Source organism: Streptomyces flavotricini, from assembly GCF_020639365.1.
Classification (GTDB): Bacteria; Actinomycetota; Actinomycetes; order Streptomycetales; family Streptomycetaceae; genus Streptomyces; species Streptomyces flavotricini.
On record NZ_JAINUL010000001.1, the window covers coordinates 526,238 to 547,451 of the forward strand.

Annotated in this window: 23 protein-coding genes; 12 read left to right on the forward strand and 11 right to left on the reverse strand. The window is 72.4% G+C overall.

Translation table 11 applies throughout. From position 1 onward, the window contains the following. Positions 1 to 3: 3 nt before the first annotated feature. The gene (locus tag K7B10_RS02665; protein WP_229334330.1) at positions 4 to 1,185 is read left to right on the forward strand and encodes an MAB_1171c family putative transporter; all 1,182 of its coding nucleotides are present in this window, start codon (positions 4 to 6) and stop codon (positions 1,183 to 1,185) included. A 6-nt stretch (positions 1,186 to 1,191) separates the two neighbouring features. Here K7B10_RS02665 and K7B10_RS02670 read toward each other — a convergent pair whose 3' ends face one another. Beyond that, entirely contained in the window at positions 1,192 to 2,286 is a 1,095-nt protein-coding gene (locus tag K7B10_RS02670; protein ID WP_229334331.1) for a winged helix DNA-binding domain-containing protein, read from the reverse strand. 88 nt (positions 2,287 to 2,374) lie between these two features. On the opposite strand from K7B10_RS02670, the gene K7B10_RS02675 reads away from it, so the two are divergent. Continuing rightward, positions 2,375 to 3,418, forward strand: a complete 1,044-nt coding sequence (locus tag K7B10_RS02675) for a helix-turn-helix transcriptional regulator (RefSeq protein ID WP_229334332.1) — start codon at positions 2,375 to 2,377, stop codon at positions 3,416 to 3,418. Here K7B10_RS02675 and K7B10_RS02680 read toward each other — a convergent pair. Beyond that, positions 3,376 to 3,798, reverse strand: a complete 423-nt coding sequence (locus K7B10_RS02680) for a Fur family transcriptional regulator (RefSeq protein ID WP_229334333.1) — start codon at positions 3,796 to 3,798, stop codon at positions 3,376 to 3,378. The two genes, K7B10_RS02675 and K7B10_RS02680, sit on opposite strands and share 43 nt — an antisense overlap. Positions 3,799 to 4,015: 217 nt before the next feature. Here K7B10_RS02680 and katG point away from each other — a divergent pair, with 217 nt between their 5' ends. Beyond that, positions 4,016 to 6,247: a catalase/peroxidase HPI gene (gene katG, locus K7B10_RS02685; RefSeq protein WP_229334334.1), complete on the forward strand. Its 2,232-nt coding sequence runs from the start codon at positions 4,016 to 4,018 to the stop codon at positions 6,245 to 6,247. Positions 6,248 to 6,338: 91 nt separating this feature from the next. Here the strand turns inward: katG and K7B10_RS02690 are convergent, their stop codons facing one another. Then, positions 6,339 to 6,803, reverse strand: a complete 465-nt coding sequence (locus tag K7B10_RS02690; RefSeq protein ID WP_229334335.1) for a DUF6194 family protein — start codon at positions 6,801 to 6,803, stop codon at positions 6,339 to 6,341. 97 nt (positions 6,804 to 6,900) lie between these two features. Here K7B10_RS02690 and K7B10_RS02695 point away from each other — a divergent pair, with 97 nt between their 5' ends. The 6 genes from K7B10_RS02695 (at position 6,901) to K7B10_RS02720 (ending at position 13,660) form a co-directional block, all read left to right on the forward strand. Continuing rightward, positions 6,901 to 7,623 (forward strand): MerR family transcriptional regulator, encoded by a 723-nt coding sequence (locus K7B10_RS02695; protein ID WP_229334336.1) that lies wholly within the window; start codon positions 6,901 to 6,903, stop codon positions 7,621 to 7,623. A 106-nt stretch (positions 7,624 to 7,729) separates the two neighbouring features. Then, positions 7,730 to 8,671 (forward strand): DUF5996 family protein, encoded by a 942-nt coding sequence (locus K7B10_RS02700; RefSeq protein ID WP_229334337.1) that lies wholly within the window; start codon positions 7,730 to 7,732, stop codon positions 8,669 to 8,671. A 162-nt stretch (positions 8,672 to 8,833) separates the two neighbouring features. Further along, positions 8,834 to 9,535 carry a hypothetical protein gene (locus K7B10_RS02705; protein WP_229334338.1) on the forward strand — a complete coding sequence of 234 codons (702 nt, stop codon included), beginning with the start codon at positions 8,834 to 8,836 and terminating at the stop codon, positions 9,533 to 9,535. A gap of 274 nt (positions 9,536 to 9,809) precedes the next feature. Continuing rightward, positions 9,810 to 11,456, forward strand: a complete 1,647-nt coding sequence (locus K7B10_RS02710; RefSeq protein ID WP_229334339.1) for a PKD domain-containing protein — start codon at positions 9,810 to 9,812, stop codon at positions 11,454 to 11,456. Positions 11,457 to 11,625: 169 nt separating this feature from the next. Then, positions 11,626 to 13,134 carry an APC family permease gene (locus tag K7B10_RS02715; protein ID WP_229334340.1) on the forward strand — a complete coding sequence of 503 codons (1,509 nt, stop codon included), beginning with the start codon at positions 11,626 to 11,628 and terminating at the stop codon, positions 13,132 to 13,134. Positions 13,135 to 13,231: 97 nt separating this feature from the next. Further along, positions 13,232 to 13,660, forward strand: a complete 429-nt coding sequence (locus K7B10_RS02720; RefSeq protein WP_229344718.1) for a universal stress protein — start codon at positions 13,232 to 13,234, stop codon at positions 13,658 to 13,660. 54 nt (positions 13,661 to 13,714) lie between these two features. Here the strand turns inward: K7B10_RS02720 and K7B10_RS02725 are convergent, their stop codons facing one another. From K7B10_RS02725 to K7B10_RS02740, 4 genes are all read right to left on the reverse strand, one after another. Continuing rightward, on the reverse strand, positions 13,715 to 14,008 hold the full coding sequence (locus K7B10_RS02725; RefSeq protein ID WP_229334341.1) for a YciI family protein: 294 nt from the start codon (positions 14,006 to 14,008) through the stop codon (positions 13,715 to 13,717). Positions 14,009 to 14,068: 60 nt separating this feature from the next. Then, positions 14,069 to 14,377, reverse strand: a complete 309-nt coding sequence (locus K7B10_RS02730) for a PqqD family protein (protein WP_229334342.1) — start codon at positions 14,375 to 14,377, stop codon at positions 14,069 to 14,071. A gap of 101 nt (positions 14,378 to 14,478) precedes the next feature. Beyond that, positions 14,479 to 14,694 (reverse strand): VOC family protein, encoded by a 216-nt coding sequence (locus K7B10_RS02735; RefSeq protein ID WP_308284475.1) that lies wholly within the window; start codon positions 14,692 to 14,694, stop codon positions 14,479 to 14,481. A 153-nt stretch (positions 14,695 to 14,847) separates the two neighbouring features. Continuing rightward, positions 14,848 to 15,336 carry a Rieske (2Fe-2S) protein gene (locus tag K7B10_RS02740; RefSeq protein WP_229334343.1) on the reverse strand — a complete coding sequence of 163 codons (489 nt, stop codon included), beginning with the start codon at positions 15,334 to 15,336 and terminating at the stop codon, positions 14,848 to 14,850. A gap of 150 nt (positions 15,337 to 15,486) precedes the next feature. Between K7B10_RS02740 and K7B10_RS02745 the strand changes: the two genes are divergently transcribed. Next, a complete protein-coding gene (locus K7B10_RS02745; RefSeq protein WP_229334344.1) occupies positions 15,487 to 16,029 on the forward strand; it encodes a DoxX family protein in 543 nt (180 codons plus the stop codon). A gap of 7 nt (positions 16,030 to 16,036) precedes the next feature. Here the strand turns inward: K7B10_RS02745 and K7B10_RS02750 are convergent, their stop codons facing one another. The 3 genes from K7B10_RS02750 to K7B10_RS02760 all read right to left on the reverse strand — a co-directional run bounded on the left by K7B10_RS02750 (position 16,037) and on the right by K7B10_RS02760 (position 18,113). Continuing rightward, entirely contained in the window at positions 16,037 to 16,522 is a 486-nt protein-coding gene (locus tag K7B10_RS02750; RefSeq protein ID WP_229334345.1) for a hypothetical protein, read from the reverse strand. Between the two features lie 294 nt (positions 16,523 to 16,816). Continuing rightward, positions 16,817 to 17,083, reverse strand: coding sequence for a hypothetical protein (locus K7B10_RS02755; RefSeq protein ID WP_229334346.1), 267 nt, complete (start codon positions 17,081 to 17,083; stop codon positions 16,817 to 16,819). Between the two features lie 457 nt (positions 17,084 to 17,540). Continuing rightward, the gene (locus K7B10_RS02760; RefSeq protein WP_229334347.1) at positions 17,541 to 18,113 is read right to left on the reverse strand and encodes a DM13 domain-containing protein; all 573 of its coding nucleotides are present in this window, start codon (positions 18,111 to 18,113) and stop codon (positions 17,541 to 17,543) included. Positions 18,114 to 18,337: 224 nt separating this feature from the next. Here K7B10_RS02760 and K7B10_RS02765 point away from each other — a divergent pair, with 224 nt between their 5' ends. Both K7B10_RS02765 and K7B10_RS02770 read left to right on the forward strand, forming a co-directional pair. Then, the gene (locus tag K7B10_RS02765; RefSeq protein WP_229334348.1) at positions 18,338 to 18,637 is read left to right on the forward strand and encodes a hypothetical protein; all 300 of its coding nucleotides are present in this window, start codon (positions 18,338 to 18,340) and stop codon (positions 18,635 to 18,637) included. A gap of 187 nt (positions 18,638 to 18,824) precedes the next feature. Next, positions 18,825 to 20,324 carry a glycoside hydrolase family 18 protein gene (locus tag K7B10_RS02770; protein WP_229334349.1) on the forward strand — a complete coding sequence of 500 codons (1,500 nt, stop codon included), beginning with the start codon at positions 18,825 to 18,827 and terminating at the stop codon, positions 20,322 to 20,324. Positions 20,325 to 20,327: 3 nt separating this feature from the next. Here the strand turns inward: K7B10_RS02770 and K7B10_RS02775 are convergent, their stop codons facing one another. Continuing rightward, complete coding sequence (locus K7B10_RS02775) at positions 20,328 to 21,074, reverse strand: VOC family protein (protein ID WP_229344719.1); 747 nt, start codon at positions 21,072 to 21,074, stop codon at positions 20,328 to 20,330. Positions 21,075 to 21,214 lie beyond the last annotated feature (140 nt).

Here is a 21,214-nt window from a genome sequence, read left to right on the forward strand (position 1 = left end):
GGCGTGAACGACTCGAACGGACTGGGCTTCTACCTGCCCGGAGCCCTGCTGCTCGCGGCAGCAGGGCTCAAGCTCCCCGCCCTCTGGCGCAACCCCCGCGACGAACTCCTGCGGTCCGTCCTGGTCCTCCTCGTACTGGCCACCGCCGTGTTCGGCTGCACCGCGATTCCCACCCTCACGGCGGTCAACAGGTTCACGGGAGTCCCGAACGCCGCGGCGCCGCTCGTGTTCTCGCTGCTCACGGCCTTTTCGGGGGCCAACATCGTGCTCATCTTCCGCTGGAGCAGCGGCCCCGAGGACGCGGAGCGGACCCGCCGGTGGTCCCGCTGGTGCAACATCGCGACCCTCACGGTGATCGCCGCGATCAACGTGCTCTTCGCACTCGGCGAGGCCCCCGTCGAGCGCCTGCGCGATCTGGACACGTACTACGCGCGCACGCCGTACATCCGGGAGATGATCCTCCTCTACCTCGCGGCGCACACCACGGCGGCGGTCACCATGACGCTCCTGTGCCGGCGATGGGCGCGCGAGGTCCACGGCGCGCTGCGCACCGGGCTGGGGCTGATCGCCTTCGGGTACGTACTGAACCTGCTCTACGACATCGCGAAGTTCAGTGCCATCGGGGCCCGCTGGGCGGACGCCGACTGGGACGTCCTCAGCACGGAGGTCGCCCCGGCCCTCGCCTCCGTGTCCGCGCTGCTGATCGCGACCGGATTCGTGCTGCCGCTCGTCTCCCAGCACGTCACGAGCCAGTGGGACATGTGGCGCCGGTACTCCCAGCTGCGCCCGTTGTCCCGGGAGCTGCAAGGGGCGACGCGGCACAGCATCGCGCTGGGCGGCGGTCCGTGGACGCCGATCGAGATCCGGTTGACGCAGCGCGAGTCGGACATCCACGACGGGATCCTCACGGTCAGCCCGTACCTGCGGGCAGGGGTGCGGGAGAGGGCGCTGCGGCAGGAACTGGAAGCGGGGCGTCCGGCCGACGAGGCGGCGGCCGTGGCCGACGCGGTCGCCCTGGCGACGGCCGTCGTCCTGTGGGGCCGCGCGCGGAACACGCCGCAAGACCCCGGGGCGGAGGCCGCGGACCCGGTCCTGGTCTCGCCGAACAGCCCGTCGGGGCTGGTACGGATGTCCCGGGCCCTGGCCAAGTCGGCCGCCGTCCGCTCCTTCCGCCAGACCGCCTGACGGACGTCAGGTACGGGCGACGCGCACGCGGCCGCCCTCGTCGCCGGAGAGGAACGAGGCCAGCGCCCGCCCCTCTTCGGCGACGGACGCGCGGTCCGCGGCGCAGAGGCCGCGCAGCGGGGTGACCGTCACGGTGTCTTCCCGGACGTTCCAGATCGCGGCGACCCGGCCGTCGACCAGCACGACCCGCTCGCCTGCCACCGACAGGCCGCGATGGGCGTCGTCGATGATCCGGGTGCGGTCGTCGTAGCCGAGGATCGCGTTGTCGAAGGCCGGCAGGAACCGCACGGGGGCGGGTGTTGCGGGGTCGGGGCGCGGCGCGTCCGGGAGGTCGAGCAGTTCCCGGCCCCGCTCGTCCCGGAAGGAGACCAGCTCCTCGCGTACGGCCGCCACCGCGGCCGGCAGTCCGGCGAGCCCGCACCAGGCGCGCAGGTCGGCCGAGGAGGCGGGGCCGTACGCCGCCAGGTAGCGCCGTACGAGTGCCCGGCCGACCGGGTCGGTGCCGTCGGGGGACGGCGGGTCGATCTCGCGGCCCAGCCACGCGGAGAGCAGGACGTTGCGCACGCCCGCCTTCGTCCGCCAGAGCCCGCGCGGCGGCGCCTGCGCCACCGGGACGAGTGCGGCGATCAGCATCTCTCCCAGGGCCCGCTGCCCCGGGGCCGGCCAGCGCTCGGCGAGCGCCCGCGCGAGCTCGGTCATCGAGCGGGGCTCGCCGTCCGCCATGACGGCCCGGCCCGCTGCGGCGAGCTCGTCGAGGTCCACTCCGTCGAGCTCGCGGCGGTAGGTGCCGAGGACCCGCTGGCGCAGCATGGCCCCGTGGCGGGCACGCCAGGCCAGGGCGTCGTCGGCCGTGACGAGGTGGACGGTGCGGCGCATGAGGTGGGTCCGCACCGCGCGCCGCCGGACCAGCAGGTCCGACAGGTCCGCCGGGTCGAAGTCGCGCAGCCGCGACCAGAGCCCGACGAACGGCTGCTGCGGTTCCTGCGCCTGCAGACCGCCGAGGTGCGCGACGGCGTCGAGCACCGGTGCGTCGGCGCGATCGAGCAGCAGCTGCCGCGCGAGCGTGGCGCGGCCCAGCGCCCGGGTGTCGAGAACCGTCATCGGCGTTCCTTCTCGTCGTTCGGCACGGGAAGACGGTCGCAGGAGATGCGGTCAGGACGTGTCCGCTTCCCGGGGCAGCATGGAGGACATGCCCAAGACCTCAGCGCGACTGCTCTCCCTGCTCTCCCTGCTCCAGACGCGCCGGGACTGGCCCGGGCAGCGGCTGGCCGAGCGGCTGGAGGTCAGTCCCCGTACCGTGCGCCGCGACGTGGACCGCCTGCGCGAGCTCGGCTACCCGATCGTGTCCGCGAAGGGTCCCGACGGGGGCTACCGGCTCGATGCCGGCACGGAGCTCCCGCCGCTGCTGTTCGACGACGAGCAGGCGGTGGCCCTCGCCGTCGCCCTCCAGGTCGCGGCCACCACCGGCGTCGGCATCGAGGAGGCCGCGGCCCGGGCGCTGGCCACCGTCCGGCAGGTGATGCCCGCACGGCTGCGTCACCGCATCGACATGCTCCGCTTCACGGCGGTCGAGCGGCCCGCCGTACGGCCCCTGCCGCCGGTCGACGGGAACGTGCTCATGGCGGTCAGCGCCGCCGCCCGCGCGTGCGAGGTACTGCGTTTCGACTACACCCCCGCGCCACGAGCGGGGGCTCCTGACGGCGCGCCGGCCGCGGGGCTCCCTCCGCGCCGGGTGGAGCCCCACCATCTCGTCACCTGGTGCGGCAGGTGGTACCTCGTCGCGTGGGACCTCGACCGCGAGGACTGGCGTTCGTTCCGCGCCGACCGGATGGCGCCGCGCACGCCCACGGGGCCCCGCTTCACTCCCCGTGAAGTCCCGGGGGGCGAAGTGGCCGCCTTCGTGACCCGCAGGTTCGAGGGCTACGACGACTCCGGCGGCCGGCCCTGCCGCGGCGAGGTGATCCTCGACCTGCCCGCGGCCACGGTCTCCCGGTACACCCACGACGGGCTGGTCGAGGAACTCGGCCCGAACCGCTGCCGGCTCGTCCTCGGCTCCTGGTCGTGGACCGGTCTGGCCTCGGCCATCGGGCGGTTCGACGCCGGCATCGAGGTCGTCGGGCCGCCCGAGCTCAAGGAGGCCTTCGCCCACCTGGCCCGCCGTTACGCCGGCGCCGCGGGACCGGACCGACGTCAGGCGGCCCGGCCGGCGCACGACGGGCACAGCCCCCGGTAGGTGACCTCGACCTTCGACACGGTGAAGCCGAACCGCTCCTCCTCCGGGAGGCCCGCCATCGGGTCGCCCGCCGGGGGCACGTCGCGGATGGTGCCGCAGCGGGAGCACACCAGGTGGTGGTGGGGGTGGCGGGCATTGGGGTCGTAGCGCTTGGCGCGGCCGTCCGTGGACAGCTCGACGACCTCACCGAGAGCGACCAGCTCCCCCAGGGCGTTGTAGACGGTCGCCCGCGAGATCTCGGGCAGCCGCTCCACCGCACGCGCGTGCACCTCGTCGGCCGTGAGGTGCACGTGCTCCCCGTCGAGCACCTCCGCGACGACGCGCCTCTGGGAGGTCATGCGCCAGCCGCGCTCTCGCAGTCGCCCCAGCAGGTCACTCATATCGGTTCACCCCATCAGGTAAGGCGGGACGCCCGGAGTTCAGGAAAGTGTCCGGATCCCTATCAGATATGCAACTGGTGCTCTTCTTGACTTGGATTGCGTCCATCGTAGGATCGGTTCGGTCGGCAGCCAACCCTCACCGAGCCACGCCCGTACAACGCTTCCGTCGCTTCCCCTTTCCTTAGCAGCGCGATCCGCCCGGTTTGGAAGGATTCCCATGTCTGAGAACCACGATGCAAACGCCGTAGACGCGAAGACGGAGGCCGGAGGCGGGTGTCCCGTCGCGCACGGGCGCGCCGCGCACCCGACCCAGGGCGGCGGCAACCGCCAGTGGTGGCCCGAGCGGCTCAACCTCAAGATCCTCGCCAAGAACCCCGCCGTGGCCGACCCCATGGGTGAGGAGTTCGACTACGCCGGGGCGTTCAAGACCCTCGACCTCCCCGCGGTGAAGCGGGACATAGCCGAGGTGCTGACGACCTCGCAGGACTGGTGGCCCGCCGACTTCGGCCACTACGGCCCGTTCATGATCCGTATGGCCTGGCACAGCGCCGGCACGTACCGGATCAGCGACGGCCGCGGCGGCGCCGGCGCCGGTCAGCAGCGCTTCGCCCCCCTCAACAGCTGGCCGGACAACGGGAACCTCGACAAGGCCCGCCGGCTGCTGTGGCCCGTCAAGAAGAAGTACGGCCGGAGCATCTCGTGGGCCGACCTCATGATCCTCGCCGGCAACGTGGCACTGGAGTCGATGGGCTTCGAGACCTTCGGCTTCGCCGGCGGCCGTGCGGACGTCTGGGAGCCCGACGAGGACGTGTACTGGGGCCCCGAGACCACCTGGCTCGGCGACGAGCGCTACACGGGCGACCGTGAGCTGGAGAGCCCCCTCGGCGCGGTCCAGATGGGACTCATCTACGTCAACCCGGAGGGGCCGAACGGCAACCCCGACCCGCTCGCCGCGGCCCGCGACATCCGCGAGACCTTCCGCCGGATGGCGATGAACGACGAGGAGACGGTCGCCCTGATCGCGGGCGGCCACACCTTCGGCAAGACGCACGGCGCGGGCCCGGCGGACCACGTCGGCGCCGACCCCGAGGGTGCCCCGATCGAGCTGCAGGGTCTCGGCTGGAGCAACACCTTCGGCACCGGCAAGGGCGCCGACGCGATCACCAGCGGTCTCGAGGGCATCTGGACGGACACCCCGACCGCCTGGGACAACAGCTTCTTCGAGATCCTGTTCGGGTACGAGTGGGAGCTGTTCGAGAGCCCCGCCGGTGCCCACCAGTGGCGGCCGAAGGAGGGTGCCGGAGCCGGCACCGTCCCCGACGCCCACGACGCCTCGAAGACGCACGCGCCGACGATGCTGACGACCGACCTCTCGCTGCGCGTGGACCCGGCCTACGAGCAGATCTCGCGGCGCTTCCTGGAGAACCCCGCCGATTTCGCGGACGCGTTCGCCCGCGCGTGGTTCAAGCTGACCCACCGCGACATGGGCCCGATCGTGCGCTACCTCGGCCCGGAGGTCCCCTCCGAGACGCTCCTGTGGCAGGACCCGCTCCCCGCCGTGACGCACGCACTCGTCGACGCCGACGACGTCGCCGCGCTGAAGCGCCGGGTCCTCGCCTCGGACCTGTCGGTCTCCGAGCTCGTGTCCGTCGCGTGGGCCTCGGCCTCGTCCTTCCGCGGCAGCGACAAGCGCGGCGGCGCCAACGGCGCGCGCATCCGCCTGCAGCCGCAGGCCGGCTGGGAGGTCAACGACCCCGACCAGCTCGCGACGGTGCTCCGTACGCTGGAGGGCATCCGGCAGTCCTTCAACTCGGAGCGGAGCGACGACAAGCAGGTCTCGATCGCCGACCTGATCGTCCTGGCCGGCGGCGCGGCCGTCGAACAGGCCGCCAAGAACGCCGGTTTCGAGGTCGAGGTCCCCTTCACCCCGGGCCGCGCGGACGCCACTCAGGAGCAGACGGACGTGGAGTCCTTCGCCGCCCTCGAGCCGGTCGCCGACGGCTTCCGCAACTACCTCGGGAAGGGCAACCGGCTGCCGGCCGAGTACCTGCTGGTCGACCGGGCGAACCTGCTGACGCTGAGCGCCCCCGAGATGACGGTCCTCGTCGGCGGACTGCGCGTCCTGGGCGCGAACCACCAGCAGTCCTCGTTCGGCGTGTTCACCACGAACCCCGAGTCGCTGACGAACGACTTCTTCGCCAACCTGCTCGACCTGGGTACGACCTGGAAGGCGACGGCCGAGGACGCGAACACGTTCGAGGGCCGCGACGCCACCACGGGCGAGGTGAAGTGGACCGGTACCCGGGCCGACCTCGTCTTCGGGTCGAACTCCGAGCTGCGGGCGCTGGCGGAGGTCTACGCGAGCGATGACGCGAAGGAGAAGTTCGTGAAGGACTTCGTCTCCGCGTGGGCCAAGGTCATGGACCTGGACCGGTTCGACCTCGTCTGATCGATCCGCTCGCGACGTCCGGGTCGGCCGGCAGCCTCCGATCGGCTGACCGGACCGGCCCGGACGTCTTCGCGCCCCGCCAGCGGCCCCGTCAGCGGCCCAGGCGCCGCTCGTGTCGCTCACGCGCCAGGTGGTGGGCGCGGCGCAGCAGTTGCCGCAGGACCTCATCCGTCCCGGGACCGGGATTCACCACGGCGAGCCAGCCCAGGGAGCCGTAGACGGGGTGCGCCATGACCGTGTCGGCGGCGCCCGCGTCCTCCTCGCCGACCGGGTCCCGCGGCGTCCGGCCCGTCCGGCGGACGAACTCCTCCTTCCCGGCGGCGACGTTGACGCGGAACGCGTCCGGCCGGTCGAGGCGCGAGGACGTGTCGCCCGGACGGTCCTTCGTCACGATCGTCGCGAAGGGCTGGCCCGTGGCCGGAACCGTGCCGTCCGGCGCGTGGTAGAAGAACGTGTCCCCCCAGCTGATCTCGGGCGATCCGTCGCCGGGAGCCGGCCTGACGGCCAGGACCCCCTCGAGGCCGCCCACGAACCCGATGATGTCGTCGATGGTCATGTCCGGAAGCGTTTCATTAAAGTGGTGGTGGAGGCTTCCCGCCGCAATTGCGCCAGACACAGGGGGGGGTACGGTGCCAACCCTCAAATCGCCGTCGATGCGCACCGTCGATGTCGCACGGCACTCCGGGTACTCGGTCCAGCAGATCCGCAACCTCGAACGTGACGGCGTACTGCCGCCCGCCGACCGCACGGCCTCGGGCTACCGGGTGTACGCGGAGGTCCACCTGAACTCCGCGCTGGCCTACCGGGCCCTGGCTGCCGGTACGGGCCCGGTGGAGGCCAAGGACATCGTCCGCGCCGCTCACGAGGGCCCCGTCGCCCGGCTCCTGGCGCGTCTCGACGCGGTACACGCCCGGCTCGACCGGGAGCGTACGGAGCTGGGGCTCGCCAAAGGGGCCGCAGCGGCGATCTCGGCCGAGCCGATCGCGGACGTACGCCCGGCGGACGCCATGGGCGTCGGCGAGCTCGCCGCGGCCCTCGGGGTACGCGCCTCGACCTTGCGGCACTGGGACGCGGAGGGACTCGTGGTCCCCGACCGCATCGGCGGACGGGGAACCCGGCGCTACTCACCGGCTCAGGTCCGCGATGCCCGGATCGTCCACCAGCTCCGCAGTGCCGGTCACCGGATCGAGGCGCTCCGCAGGCTGATGCCCGACCTGCGGAGCGGACGTCGGGGCGCGGACACCCTCGAGGCGGCGCTGGCGGCCCGGGAGGCGGGCATCGCGGCGCGCTCCCGGGCCCTGCTCGACGCCTCTGCCGCCGTCCTGGCCCTCCTCGCCCCGGCCTCCCCGCCCGCTCCGGCCGGAGCAGACGGCTGACGGTTGGGCCCGCGCCCGCAGGTCGCGCCGGGGGCCGTGGCCTGCTGGGGTGAAGATGTGGGTGTCCGAGCCGTGAGGCGTGGCGCAACGAGCTGGGGGATGCCCGGTGGACCTGTTCCCGGCGATTCCGCTGTCGCAGTGGCGGGACTCCAAGGAGACGCTGCACCGGTTCACGCAGATCGTCGGAAAGATCCGGCTGGCGAGCAGCGTACGGCGCAACCACTGGTGGAACGTTCCGTTCCATGTCACCGGGCGGGGCCTCACGACCCGCCCGATGGGCGGGATCGACGGCAATCCGGTCTTCACGATCGACTTCGATTTCATCGGCCACTGGCTGACCGTGTCCTGCCTGGACGGCTCCGGCACCTCGTTCCCGCTCGCCGGGCAGTCGGTGGCGTCGTTCTACCGTGAGACTCTTTCCGCCCTGGGCCGCGTCGGCGTGACGGTGGCCCTCGCGCACCCCCGTCCGTACACCCTGCCCGATGCCCACCGGCCCTTCGCCGAGGACACGGAGCACGCCTCCTACGACCCGTTCTGGGTGAACCGGCACTGGCAGGTGCTCAGCCAGGTCGGCCTGGTGCTGGAGGAGTTCGCTTCCGGGTTTTCCGGGAAGGTCAGCCCGGTCCACCTGTTCTGGCACTCGTACGACATCGCCGTCACCCGGTTCTCCGGCCGCTCCGCCGAACCGGGGCCCGGCATGGACCCGGTGAGCCGGGAAGCCTATTCGCGCGAGGTCATCAGCTGCGGCTTCTGGTTCGGCGACGACGACCATCCCCGGCCGGCCTTCTACGCGTACGCCGCGCCGGAGCCGGCGGGCCTGGCCGGGCAACCGCTGCGGCCGGCGGCCGCGCGCTGGATCGAGCGGGGCACCGGCCGCCTGGCCACGCTCGACTACGACGACGTCCGCGCAGGCGTGGACCCCCGGGAGACCGTGCTCGGCTTCTACGGGTCCCTGTACGGATCCGCGGCCGCCCTGGCCGGCTGGGACGCCGAACGCCTGGCCTCCCCGGGCGGCATCACGGATCCGCTGGCCCGCCGGGACGTCTGAGGGACGGGTCCGCGGGGTCCGCACAGGGCAGGACGGCTCGGCGTGCCGTTCCCGGAGGGCGGGGCTAGCCTGAAAACGGACCCCTGCCGCGCCGCGTGCCCACTGCCGCGCCCCTCGCGCCCTGGTCCTCCCATCAATGCTTTCCCGGCAAGGAGGGAACGCATGAATCGGCATGCTCGTTACGCACTCCTCACTCCGCTCCTGGCCTGCTCCGTCGCCCTGCCACCGACCATGGCCGCCCAGGCCGCGCCGGTGGCCCACGTGCCTGCCACCCTCGGCGCGGCCCCCCAGGCGGCGACCTGCAAGCTGGAGGTGGCCGAAGGCACGGATCCGGTCGAGTTCGACCTTTCGCTCGCCGGGTTCAAACCGGGATCGCAGGTGCGGGTCACCGGGCCGGAGAACTTCACCCGCACCGTCAATCAGCAGGGATCGGTCACCGAGCAGGACGTCAAGAAGGGCACCTACACCGTCAAGACCGGCGGGAAGAACCACAGTCAGACGGTCAACTGCACGAAGCCGGCCAGGGTCCCGGCCAGCGCGAAGGCCCGCATCACCGACGTGGACATCACAGGTGCGTCGACCGCCACTCCGAAGGTCGACTGCAGTCAGCCCCAGAACGTCAAGTTCGAGGGCAAGCTGACCGGAACGGGATCCGGCGACGTCACGTACATCTGGAGCGGACAGGGCAAGCGCTCTGCCCCTTCCGTGAAGTTCACCGCCCCCAGCACCGCAGCCGCCCCGTTCACCGCGAAGTCGACGGCACGCGCGGCGGCCACGAATCCGGCCCCCAGGGTGACAGCCACCCTCACCGACTCCACGGGCAACGTGCAGGACCAGCTCACCTTCACCCTCACCTGCCAGTGAGCACCCGGCCCGCGGATCGGCCCGTGCCCCTCGCGGTGCGCGGGCCGCTCCGGGCGCCTGCGACGACGTTATCTCCTTGATTTTCCGGGTGATCGCGGCGAGCATCTCAACGCGCTCTTCCGGCGGCGGGCGACGGGCGACGAGCCGAGGGGGGACCCCGATCGTCGACGTCCTGCGGCTGTGTACTCTGAGCACGCTTTCGAACCTGTTCAAGCGTTTACCGACAATGGGGGGGCCGGTGCGCAATCGCCGACTCGTAATGTCCGCTGCCGTCGTGGCAGCCAGTGTGGGTCTCATACCGGCAGTGGCCCAGGCCGCTCCGGCCACGCCGGGAGCCGCGGGCCCGCACGGGGTCTCCGCTCCGGACGTGGACCTGAACAAGGTCGCGGCGTCGAACTTCACCACCGTCAAGAGCCCCGCCGAGCGCACGGTGCACACCCCGTCCGCCGCCAAGGGCGACGGCAAGGCCGGCGCCACCGCGCAGGCCGAGGGCAGCGCCGCCGCGGAGCCGACGGTCGGCCTGGCCGCCAAGGGCACCAGCGCCCGCGGCATCAGCCTGGACCTCGCGGTCGTCAGCGACCCGGGCACCGCGCTCTCGGTCAACGTCGCCTGGGGCGACGGAACCAGCGTCACCTTCGGTGCCAACGGGCCGACCAACTCGACCGAGACGCACTCCTACGCGGAGATCGGCTCGTACACGATCAAGGTCACCCTGTCCGACGGTTCGGGCGTGCGGGGCACCAACGAACTGGCCGTCGTGACGCCGGGTTCCGACTTCACCCCGTACGCGCCCACCCGCCTCCTGGACACGCGGGACGGCACGGGGGCGCCGAAGGGCAAGGTCGCCCCGTACGCCACCGCCCGGGTCAAGATCTCCGGCAACGGCTCCATCCCCGCGGGTGTCACGGCCGTGGTCCTCAACGTCACCGCCACCAACACCACCAGCGGCGGCCACGTCACGGCCTTCCCCGAGGGCAGCGAGCGTCCGACCACCTCGAACGTCAACTTCTCGGCCGGCCAGACCGTTCCGAACCTCGTGATCGTGCCGGTCAACAAGAACGGCTACGTCGACCTGTACAACGGCGGCTGGGAGCCGGTCGACCTCATCGCCGACATCACCGGCTACTTCACCCGTACCTCCTCCAGCGGCTACACCGCGCTGAACCCGTCGCGCTTCGTCGACACCCGCGAGGGCCTGGGCGCCCCCAAGAGCCAGGTCGCCGGCCAGGGCACCATCGGCGTCCAGATGACGGGCAAGGGCGGCATCCCGTACGGCGCCACGGCCGTCGCGCTGAACGTGACCGTCACCAACCCGCGCGAGGACGGTCACCTGACCGTCTACCCGAGCGGCGGTGCGGCCCCCACCACGTCCAACCTGAACTTCCGCGGTGGCCAGACCGTCGCCAACTCGGTCATCGTGCCGGTCGGCTCCGACGGCTCGATCAAGATCCGCAACGGCGCCTGGAAGGGCACCGACGTCATCGTCGACGTGGTCGGCTACTACAGCACGGACGGCCAGGGCGCCTACCTGCCGTTCCTCCCGGAGCGCATCCTCGACACCCGTGACCCCGCGGACTGGCCGTACGGCCAGCTGGAGGGCCAGGGCTACATCTACATGCCGCTGTCCAGCTCGCGTCCGCAGAACACGGCGTACGTGCTGAACACGACGGTCACCAACACCCGGGGCGACGGCTACCTCACGGTGTCCCCGGACCCGAACTCGCTGAGCGCCTACGACAACGACTGGGCGACCTGGCCGACGCCGCCCAACTCGTCCAACCTGAACTGGAAGCGGGGCGAGACCGTCCCGAACCTGGTCCAGGCGGGCACGGGCTACAACGGCATCGTCGACTTCTGGAACCGCGGCTGGGACAACATCGACCTGGTCGTCGACATCTTCGGCGTCTACCAGACGAACTGACCCGCCATCCGCCCGCGGCCGTTCCCCGGCCGCACGGCAAGGCCGGTCCGGCCCGGATCCCCTCGTGGGGGTCCGGGCCGCTCGTCGCACGAGGCCCCCGCCACCGGCCCTGCCCCCCGGACAGACCACGCGCCTCGCGCTGTACCGCCGGGTGCATGACGATGCGTACATGGCCCAGGACAGTGTCGGCGGCGGGGCGGGTGCCGAGATCCCGGACGCGGAGCTCAAGCACAACGCGATCGGGTTCCTCGACGCGCTCGTCATCGGCCTGAACTCCACCTCGCCCGCCTACTCGCTGGCCGCCGTCATCGGGCCGATCGTGGCGCTGGCCGGGATCTACGCGCCGGGCGTGATGCTGGCGTCGTTCGTCCCGATGCTGCTGATCGCCGCCGCTTTCTACTACCTCAACAAGGTCGACCAGGACTGCGGTACGACGTTCTCGTGGGTGACACGGGCCATGGGCCCCTGGGCCGGCTGGCTCGGCGGGTGGGCGATCACCATGACCGGGGTCCTGGTCATCGGCTCGCTGGCCGACGTCGCCGTCAACTTCGGCCTCCTCGCCGCCGGCCTCGACGACTGGGCCGCCAACCCGGCCATCCGGCAGACCCTCGCCGTCCTGGTGATCCTCGCCATGACGGCCATCTGCGTCATCGGCACCGAACTGTCGGCCCACCTCCAGGACGTGCTCATCCTCGCCCAGGTGCTCTTCCTGCTGGTCTTCTCGGTGGTGGCCTTCTACCGCATCTATTCCGGCACCAGCACCCTCGACTCCATCGAGCCGTCACTCAGCTGGCTCAACCCCTTCGGAGCCGGCGGCGCCGCCCTCACGGGCGGGCTGCTGCTCGGCGTGTTCATCTACTGGGGCTGGGAGTCCGCGGTGAACCTCACCGAGGAGGTCCAGGATTCCGCCACCGCGCCCGGCAAGGCAGGCATCTGGTCCACCGTGGTCCTGCTGGTGACCTACCTCTCCGTGGGCTTCGCGATCGTCGGCTACGCGGGGACCGCCTTCCTCGCCGAGCGCGCGGGCGAGGAGGAGGCCATCTTCGCCGTCCTCGCGCACGAGGTGATGGGCGGCTGGGACTGGATGGTGCTCCTGGCCGTCTGCACGTCCGCGCTCGCCTCCACCCAGACCACGATCATCCCGGCCTCCCGCACCGCCCTGTCCATGGCCCGCCGGCACGCGCTGCCGCATCGGCTCGCGCACATCCAGCCGCGGTTCCGGACCCCGGACGTGAGCACGTGGTGGGTCGCCGGCATCGCCATCGCCTGGTACCTGGTCGTGAACCAGATCAGCGAGAACGCCCTCCTGGACTCGCTCACGGCGCTCTCCCTGCTCATCGCCTTCTACTACGCGCTGACCGGTGTGGCCTGCGCCGTGTACTACCGCCGCCACCTGCTGGAGAACCCGCACAACTTCCTGCTCATCGGCCTCGGGCCGCTGATCGGGGCGGGGCTGCTGGTGTGGCTGCTGGTGGAGTCGGTCAACGACATGTCGAATCCGGAGAATTCGGCCAGCGGGGTCTCCTGGTTCGGTCTCGGGCCGCCGCTGGTGATCGGGATCGGGATCGCCGCGGTCGGCGTGCTGATCATGTGCTTCTGGCGGGTGCAGGACGGCAGGTTCTGGCGGGAGCGGCGGGGCGTGGTCGACCCGGAGCTCGTCCGCCGCAGGAAGCCGTAGCCGCCCGCCGGCCCGCGGGGCCCGCGGGGCCCGGTGGCCCGTGTGGCCCGGCGGTCCGCGCGACCCGTTTGGTCCGGTATCTCCGAAGGAGTCCATGATGTCTGTGGTGCTGGGGTACGACGAGTCGCCCGGCGCGGAGCGGGCCCTGCGCGTGGCGCTCGAGGTCGCCACCGCCTTCGGCGAGCCGCTCGTCCTCGTCTACGGCGCCGCCGCACCCGGCGCCGCCGGGGAGGAGTACCGGGCCCACCGGGAGGCCGTCCGCCAGGCGGGACGCAGCGCCCTGGCCCGCGCGGTCGAGGCAGCCGACGAGGCCGGCGTCCCGTCGACGGTCGAGGTGGTCGACGAGAAACCGGCCCAGGCCCTGCTCGATGCCGCACAACGCCATCAGGCACGGGTCATCATCGTCGGCAGCTGGGGCGACAGCCCGATCCGCGGCGCCCTGCTGGGCTCCACCCCGCACAAGCTCCTGCACCTGTCTCCGGTGCCGGTGCTGTGCGTACCGACGGCGGGCGAATCCGTGCCGTGACGGTGCGGATCGGGCCAGCCGCCCGGCCGCGTGTCAGACGGAACGGGCCCCGGCTCAGTCGTAGGACGTGAGGGCCTCCAGGCCGGGCACGACAAGGTGCGGGGTGAACTCGAGCACGGTGTGCTCGGCTACGCCGCCCAGGACGTACGGGTCGGTGGCGAGAACGCGGTCGAGGTCCTCGGCGGGCATCCCGGGGGCCAGGTACACCCCGCCGACCAGTGGCTTGCGCCGCCCGGCCACCAGGAGCGAACCGCTGGAGAGCTGCCGCTCCAGCCAGTCGCCGTGGTCCGGCCTCCAGGGTTCGACGTCTTCGAGCGGTGCCGTGTACGTGACGGTGACGATGAACATCCCCGGACCGTACTGGATCCGTGCCGGCCGTCGCCGCGGCCTGAGCCCGGCCTGACCGGCTCACGCCGCGGCTTTGAGCAGTCCCGCGTCCATCAGGCGTTCGGCCCAGGCGTTCATCGCCGTACGGACCTTGTCCTCGTCGGTCTGCCAGGCGTCGGCAAGGGAGGAGGCGGCCAGGTCCAGGAACCCGTCGTTGACCCGCAGGGCCACCCACATCGCCGAACCGACCGGGCTGCAGCGGAACTCGCCGCGCTCTGCCGTCCGTACCTTCATCCGGCCGTCCGCCAGAGCCGTCCCCGTCACGCCGTCCGCCGCCACGATCCGCATGTCGTCCTCCTCGTTCAAGTCCGCCTCAAGTGCTTCAAGCATCGCGGCGCGACGAGGACGCGACCATGGGGCTAGCCACCCCTTCCGGACTACCGCCACCCACCGCCGGATGGTCGGGCCGCCCGGCCCCGGCTCGGGGGCGGCTACGTCCCGTTCGGCTGGAGGACGGAAACGATGTTCCCGGCCGGGTCCTTGAACCAGGCGATCGCCGGGCCGGGCGCCTCCCGGGCGATTCCCTTCGCGTCCTGGTCGAACGCCTCGTACCGCTCGAACACGACACCGCGCGCGGCCAGTTCGCCGACGGCCCGGTCGATGTCGTCCACCGAGTCGCCGCTGGATCCCCTGCTGTCTCCCAGCATGGTGGCTGCCCTCCGTTCGCCGCTGCCCGTGTGGCATGGGCCCCTGGCTCCAGTGTCCCCCGAACACCCGCCGTCGCCCGACGGCCGGGCCGCCTCCACGGTGACGCCCGGTGCGCCGCCGGGCCCGGTGAGCCCGGCAGCGCGTCCGGCCGATCAGGCGAGGGAGATCTTGTCACCCTCCACGGCGATCTTCGCCGCGGCCAGCGGACGCGTGGCGGGCCCGCCGGCGACCGTGCCGTCCGAGATCTTGAAGAGGCTCTGGTGGCACGGGCAGACGATGTTGCCGTCCTTCACCGACGCCACCGAGCAGCCCTGATGGGTGCACGTCGCCGAGAAGGCCTTGAACTGCCCCGCCATCGGCTGGGTGACCACCACCTTCTGGTCCTTGAACACCTTGCCGCCGCCGACCGGGATGTCCGACGTCTGCGCGAGCGCCTGCCCGCCGCCGGTGCCGCCTCCGGCCGCGGCGCCCGCCGAGGGTTCGCCCTGTGCGTTGCCGGGTGCGTTGCCGCCTGCGTCACCGGCTCCGTAGCCGTCGGACGCCTCGGTTCCCCCGTCGCTGCCGCAGCCGCTCAGGACGGTGCCTGCCAGCGTCGCGGCGCCCGCCGCGAGAACCGTGCGCCGACGCGTGGTGTCGCCCATGGCCGTATCTCCTTCTCGTACCGGAAGCGGACCGGAGCATCCCTTGCCGCTCCAGCCTCAGCAGGAACACGGGGGGAGGCGGGTCGTGGTTCACCGCGTCCGCAACCGAATACGACCGAACCGCGAGGGGAGTTCCCGCGTGTGCAGGGTGTGACTACGACATCCCCCGACCTGCGCACGCGAGCGGCCGAGTACGCACTCCTGCCGCTGCGCCTCTTCCTCGGCATCACCTTCGTCTACGCCGGGCTGGACAAGCTGACGGACGCGGCGTTCCTGTCCGCCACCGGTGACGGCTCGATCGGCCAGCAGATGGAGGCCGTACGGGACTCCGCCGCCCTCCCGGTGCTGGTCGAGCTCTCCTCGCAGAGCCCGGTGGCACTCGGCATCGCCATGGCCCTGGGGGAACTGGCCGTCGGGCTGGGCGCCCTGACAGGGTTGCTGACGCGGATCGCGGCACTCGGCGGCGCCCTGATCTCGCTGAGCCTGTGGCTGACCGTGAGCTGGCAGACCACTCCGTACTACTACGGCAACGACCTCGTGTACCTGGTGGCCTGGCTCCCGCTGATCCTCGCGGGCGCCCCCGCGCTCTCCCTCGACGCGCTGCTGCACCGCCGCCGCGGCGCGCGGCGCCCGTCCGGATCGAGGCGGGCGAGGTCCGGCCGCCCGAACCGGGCCGCGGCAAGCCCGTCCTGACCCGCTCTCAGGCGTCGGAGCCGTCGCCCGCCGCCGGGCCGGAGCGCCGTTCCCGGGGCGGGCGGGGAGCGGCGTCGAGCAGGGCCCACACCCGGCGCCCGTCGGGCGCGATGTCGCTGCCACAGCTCACGACGGTGCGCAGGGCGGCGAGTTCGCCGAGTACGGCGTCCTCGCCGGGGGCGGCGCCGGCGACGTGGCTGAGCACGACCGCGAGGATGCGGTGGTCCTGGTCGGCGAGGTGGACGCTGATCCGCTTTCCGCCGTCGGCGACCGCCGCCTGGACGAGACGTCGTACGGCGGTGTCCAGATCCGGCTCGTCGAGGTGTGCGTACCCCCAGGCCCGGACGGTGGCCGTCGCCTGGGCACCGGCCTTCTTCGCGGCCCACTGGTCCGCGCGGAACGTCAGCCCCGCGGTCTGCCGGTTGCGGATCTCCATCCGCGGGCGGGCCCGATCCACGGTCGGCCCGCCCTCTCCAGCCGGTGTCGTAGTCATGCGAACACGCTACGCGCACGGGACGGCTCTCGGAAAGCCCGCAGGTCCGCAGGGGGCCGGACCACCGACCAGCGGCTGGAGGGCCGCGGCCTCCCGCTCGTGCCGACCTTCTTCTGCCCCCGGCCGCCGGCGCCGAGCGGCAACGCGGACCCCGGTCGGCCGCCGGTCCTGCGCTCCGCCGGCCTGCTCACGACGGAGCGGAACGGCTCCGGCGTCCGCCATGCGCTGGCGCCGATGGGGCGGGCGCTGCCGCACGGGCACACCCATGCGGGCGAAGACGGCCCGCCCGGTTCCTCAGCCCAGCGCCACGGTCATGAGCGCGGCGGTGACGGTGATCGCCGCGCAGGTCACCAGTAAGGGCCGGCCCGTCGTCAGCACCCAGCCGATGCCCCCGCAGCAGGCGCCGTCCGCCGCCGCGTCCTCCCGTGAGGACGGGGTTTCACCGCCCCCCGCCGCACGCAGGAGGGTGCACTGGGCGCACTCCTCCGTGCCGTGGAGGGAGGGGTCCGAGTCGATCCAGTACGCGCCGTTGAGCTCTGCGAAAGAAACATCCGGGGACACGACTGGACGCGTAGAAGCTGCTTCCATGACCGCCAAACGGGCGGCCGGGGCCGGAGGCAACGGTGATCACCGCATCCGAGACCGGATCGTCACTTCTGCGCGAGCACGGGCGCCGGACCGCCGACCGGCGCGGGGAGCCGGTCACGGCCCGGCCAGAGCGCGCCACAGGTCGGGAACTTCGAACCCAAGCGCCCACAGGCCGGGGGCACGGACTCCGAAACGGGTGAGCACGGCCAGGTGGGCGGCCGTGCCGCGGGCGTCCTGGTACCAGACTCGGCCTCCAGGGCGTCCACGTGCGCGGCGCGGCGGTCCGGACAGCCCGGCAGCGCCGCCATCGCGGGGGCGTCGAGGCTTTCGGTGACGGTCCCGACCCTGACGCCCGTCGTACGCGGGTGGCTGACGGCACGTCGGGCAGACGGGTGGTCGCCCGGCGGGGCCGCCCGGATCGGCCGGCCCGTCAGGCGGCCTGGAGTGCCGCCGCGCCGAAGGACACGTTGAAGCGGTCGCACCAGACGGTGACGCTGGAGTAGTCGGCGAGGTTCACACCGGCCGGGATCTCGTAGTTCTGGTCGCCCTTGTTGCCCTTGAGCTTGCCCAGGCTCACGTACTTGCCGTCGTCGAAGACGAACCAGCCGTCCGCGCCCTCCTTCACCGGCGCGTCCGTGAGCCACACGCGCAGGTCGGGGCCGCTGCTGGTGTCGAGGTCCTCCAGGCGGAGCGTGCGCGAGCCGTCGGGCAGCTCGATGAGCTTCACCGTGCCGGTGGTGCTGTGCTCGTGACTGATCAGGGAGCCCTGGGAGATGGTCCGCGGAACCGGCGCCGGGGCGGCTCCCGGCCGCGCGGAGCCCGGCGCCGGGATGGTGGAGGCGGTGGGCAGCGCCTCGTTGACGGCGGAGTCCTGCCAGAGCTTCCACGGCTGGGCCCAGTACAGACCGGCTCCCAGCACCAGCGCCGCCGTGATCAGCACCCCGGCCAGCACCCGGCCGCGCCGACGCCTCCCCGACACCGCGCCCGTCGTCGTCCCCGTCATGGCAGCCCCTCTTCCTCGTTCCGTCCCCCACATTCAAATGCGGGCGGCCGTCCGGAGGCCAGGACCTCCGGATGACGAAAGTCTTACGTCGACGACCGGGGTGACAGACGGTTTCCTTGATCGCGGGGGCATCAGGCGTCCGTGCGCGGTGAATTGGAAGCGTAGGGCGCAAGGCGAGGTGGGCGGCCACGTCGGCCGGTTTCGCGGAGAAGTCCGGCGACGACGTGCCGGCGGATCTGAAGTCCTGCGTGGTCTCCTGGACCGCGGACAGCGCGAAGGCCGCCGACTCCAGGAAGTCCTACGACACCACGGTGGCCGCCCTGGCCAAGGGGGGCCGGAAGGAGACCCGGACCGTCGACCAGCCCGCGACGGTCGTCACGTCTCTGGACAAGAGCGGCTGGAGGGTGAGGGCGAGCCACCAGGGCAAGGCGGGCGCCCTGCTGATCGTCTCGTTCATAGCGACGGAGACCGGTCCGGTGTGCGCGAAGGCCTTCCAGGAGGACCGCGCGAAGAAGAAGCAGTAGCTCCCCCGCGGCGGGGTGGGCGTACCCGGGGACGCCCCGCCCCGCCGTGGTCATTAACCCTCTCCGATCCGTTCCTTAAGGCGGCCTCAAGAACGCGGGGGCGGAGCCCGAACCGCACATTCGTCCGTTTTGTGGTCGCTAGCGTGCTGCTCGAACCCCCATCCCCCGAGCACGGAGGCAGGTCCTCATGGCTGGCCATTCCCATCGCCGTACGACGAGTGCCAAGACCAGGGCGGCGGCCGCCCTGGCCGTCGCGGCGGCCGTCGCGGGCACCGCCGTGGCCCTGACCGGTACCGCGCAGGCCGCATCGGTCGGCGCGACCTTCACCAAGGCGAGCAGCTGGACCACCGGCTACACCGGTCAGTACGTCGTCACCAACAACAGCGGCGGAACGCTCAAGGACTGGACCCTCGAGTTCGACCTGCCCGCCGGCACCTCCCTGGCCTCCCTGTGGAACGGCGAACACACCGTGAGCGGGCAGCACGTGACGGTCAAGCCGCCCCGCTGGGACACGACCGGTCTTGCGGCCGGCGCCTCCGTCACCGTCGGGTTCGTGACCAACGCGAGCGGGAACGCGGGCAGTCCCACGGGATGCCTCATCAACAAGGAGAAGTGCTCGCCGGCCACCGGTCCGACGCCCAGCCCGAGCGGCCGGCCCACCACCGCGCCGACGGTCGCTCCCACCGCGACGGCCACCACCGCGCCGACGGCGACGGCGACGGCGACGGCGACATCGAAGCCGACGCCGACGCCGACGCCGACCGTGACCGTGCCCCCGGGCGGCGGCAGCACCACGCCGGCCGGGTTCGCCCCGTACGTGGACACCTCGCTCTACCCGGCCTTCGACCTGCTGGACACGGCCGCCCGGACGGGGGTGAAGGAGTTCAACCTGGCCTTCGTCACCTCCGGCGGCGGCTGCTCCCCCCTGTGGGGCGGGATCACGGCCCTCGGCGACGACCGGGTCGCCTCGCAGATCTCCGCCCTGCGCGGCAAGGGCGGGGACGTCCGCGTGTCGTTCGGCGGCGCGGCCGGGTCCGAGCTGGGCCTGGCGTGCGGCTCCCCCGCCGACCTCGCCGCCGCGTACGGCAAGGTGGTGGACACGTACCGGCTGACCAAGGTCGACTTCGACATCGAGGGCGCTGCCCTGCCCGACACCGCGGCGAACACCCGGCGCGCGCAGGCCATCGCGCAGCTGCAGAAGTCGCATCCCGGGCTCGACGTCTCCTTCACCCTGCCCGTGATGCCGGAGGGGCTGACACAGCCGGGCGTCGACCTGATCGCCAACGCCAAGCGCAACGGGGTGGCGGTGTCCGCCGTCAACATCATGGCGATGGACTACGGCCCCGCCTACAGCGGGGACATGGGCGGCTACGCCATCCAGGCGGCCACCGCCACGCAGGCACAGCTCAAGGGCGTACTGGGCCTGAGCGACGCCGCAGCGTGGAAGACCGTGGCCGTGACCCCGATGATCGGCGTCAACGACGTCTCCACCGAGGTCTTCACGGTGGACGACGCCAAGCAGCTCGTGGACTTCGCCCGCGCCAAGGGCCTCGGCTGGCTGGCGATGTGGTCCGGCGCCCGTGACAAGCAGTGCCCGGGCGGCGCGAAGAACTCCGCCGACGCGACCTGCTCGTCCATAGTCCAGGAACCGCTGGCCTTCACGAAGGCCTTCGCCGCGCGCGGCTAGGCCCTAGCGGCCGGCCCTGGGCGCCTTCTCCGGCGACACGATCGTGAAGAGCCCGCCGTCCGGGTCGGCCAGGGTGATGCGGCGGCTGGTGGGCGTGGTGTGGACGGGTGAGACGGTGCGGCCGCCCAGCCGGGTCGCGGTCTCCACCGCGGCTTCGAGGTCCGGCACGTCGAAGTGGACGTGCCAGCGCGGCCGGACCTGTGGGTCCGGGGCCTCTTCGACGGCTCCGCCGCTGATCACGGCGACGGTGTCGCGGCCGCGGCGGACCACGACGTGGTCGTGTTCGTACGAGACGTCGCAGCATCCGGAGCGCTCGCACGCCCAGTCGAGGACCTCGCCGTAGAACACGGCCGCCGCGAACGCGTCCCGGGTGCGCAGTTCGAGCCAGGCGGCCGCGCCGCCGGGATGCGCCGTCCAGTCGGGGATCACCTCGCCCTGCCAGAACCCGAAGACCGCGCCGTCGGGGTCGGCCGCGAGCGCGGCCCGGCCGGTCCCGAAGGCCAGCGGGCCGACCCCCATCGTGGCACCCCGCTCGCGCACCCGGGCGGCGGTGACGTCCGCGTCATCGACGGCGAAGTACGGGGTCCACGCCACCGGGACCCCCAGGCGCCGGGCCAGCCCGCCGATGCCGGCGACCGGCGCCCCGTCGCGCATCGCGACGCAGAACCCCTCGCCGAGGCGGGTGGGGCGGAACCCCCATCCGAGCACGGCCCCGTAGAACTGCTGCGCGGCCTCGAGGTCGCCGGTCATCAGGCTGACCCAGCACGGCGCCCCGAACACCTCATGGCTTGACGTCGACACCGGCTCCGACCTCCCTCGACCTCCCCCCGAACCACCCTAGCCCCGGGCCGCGCGACCGGCTCCGAGGCCGGGCCGCTCGGGTGGGAAGA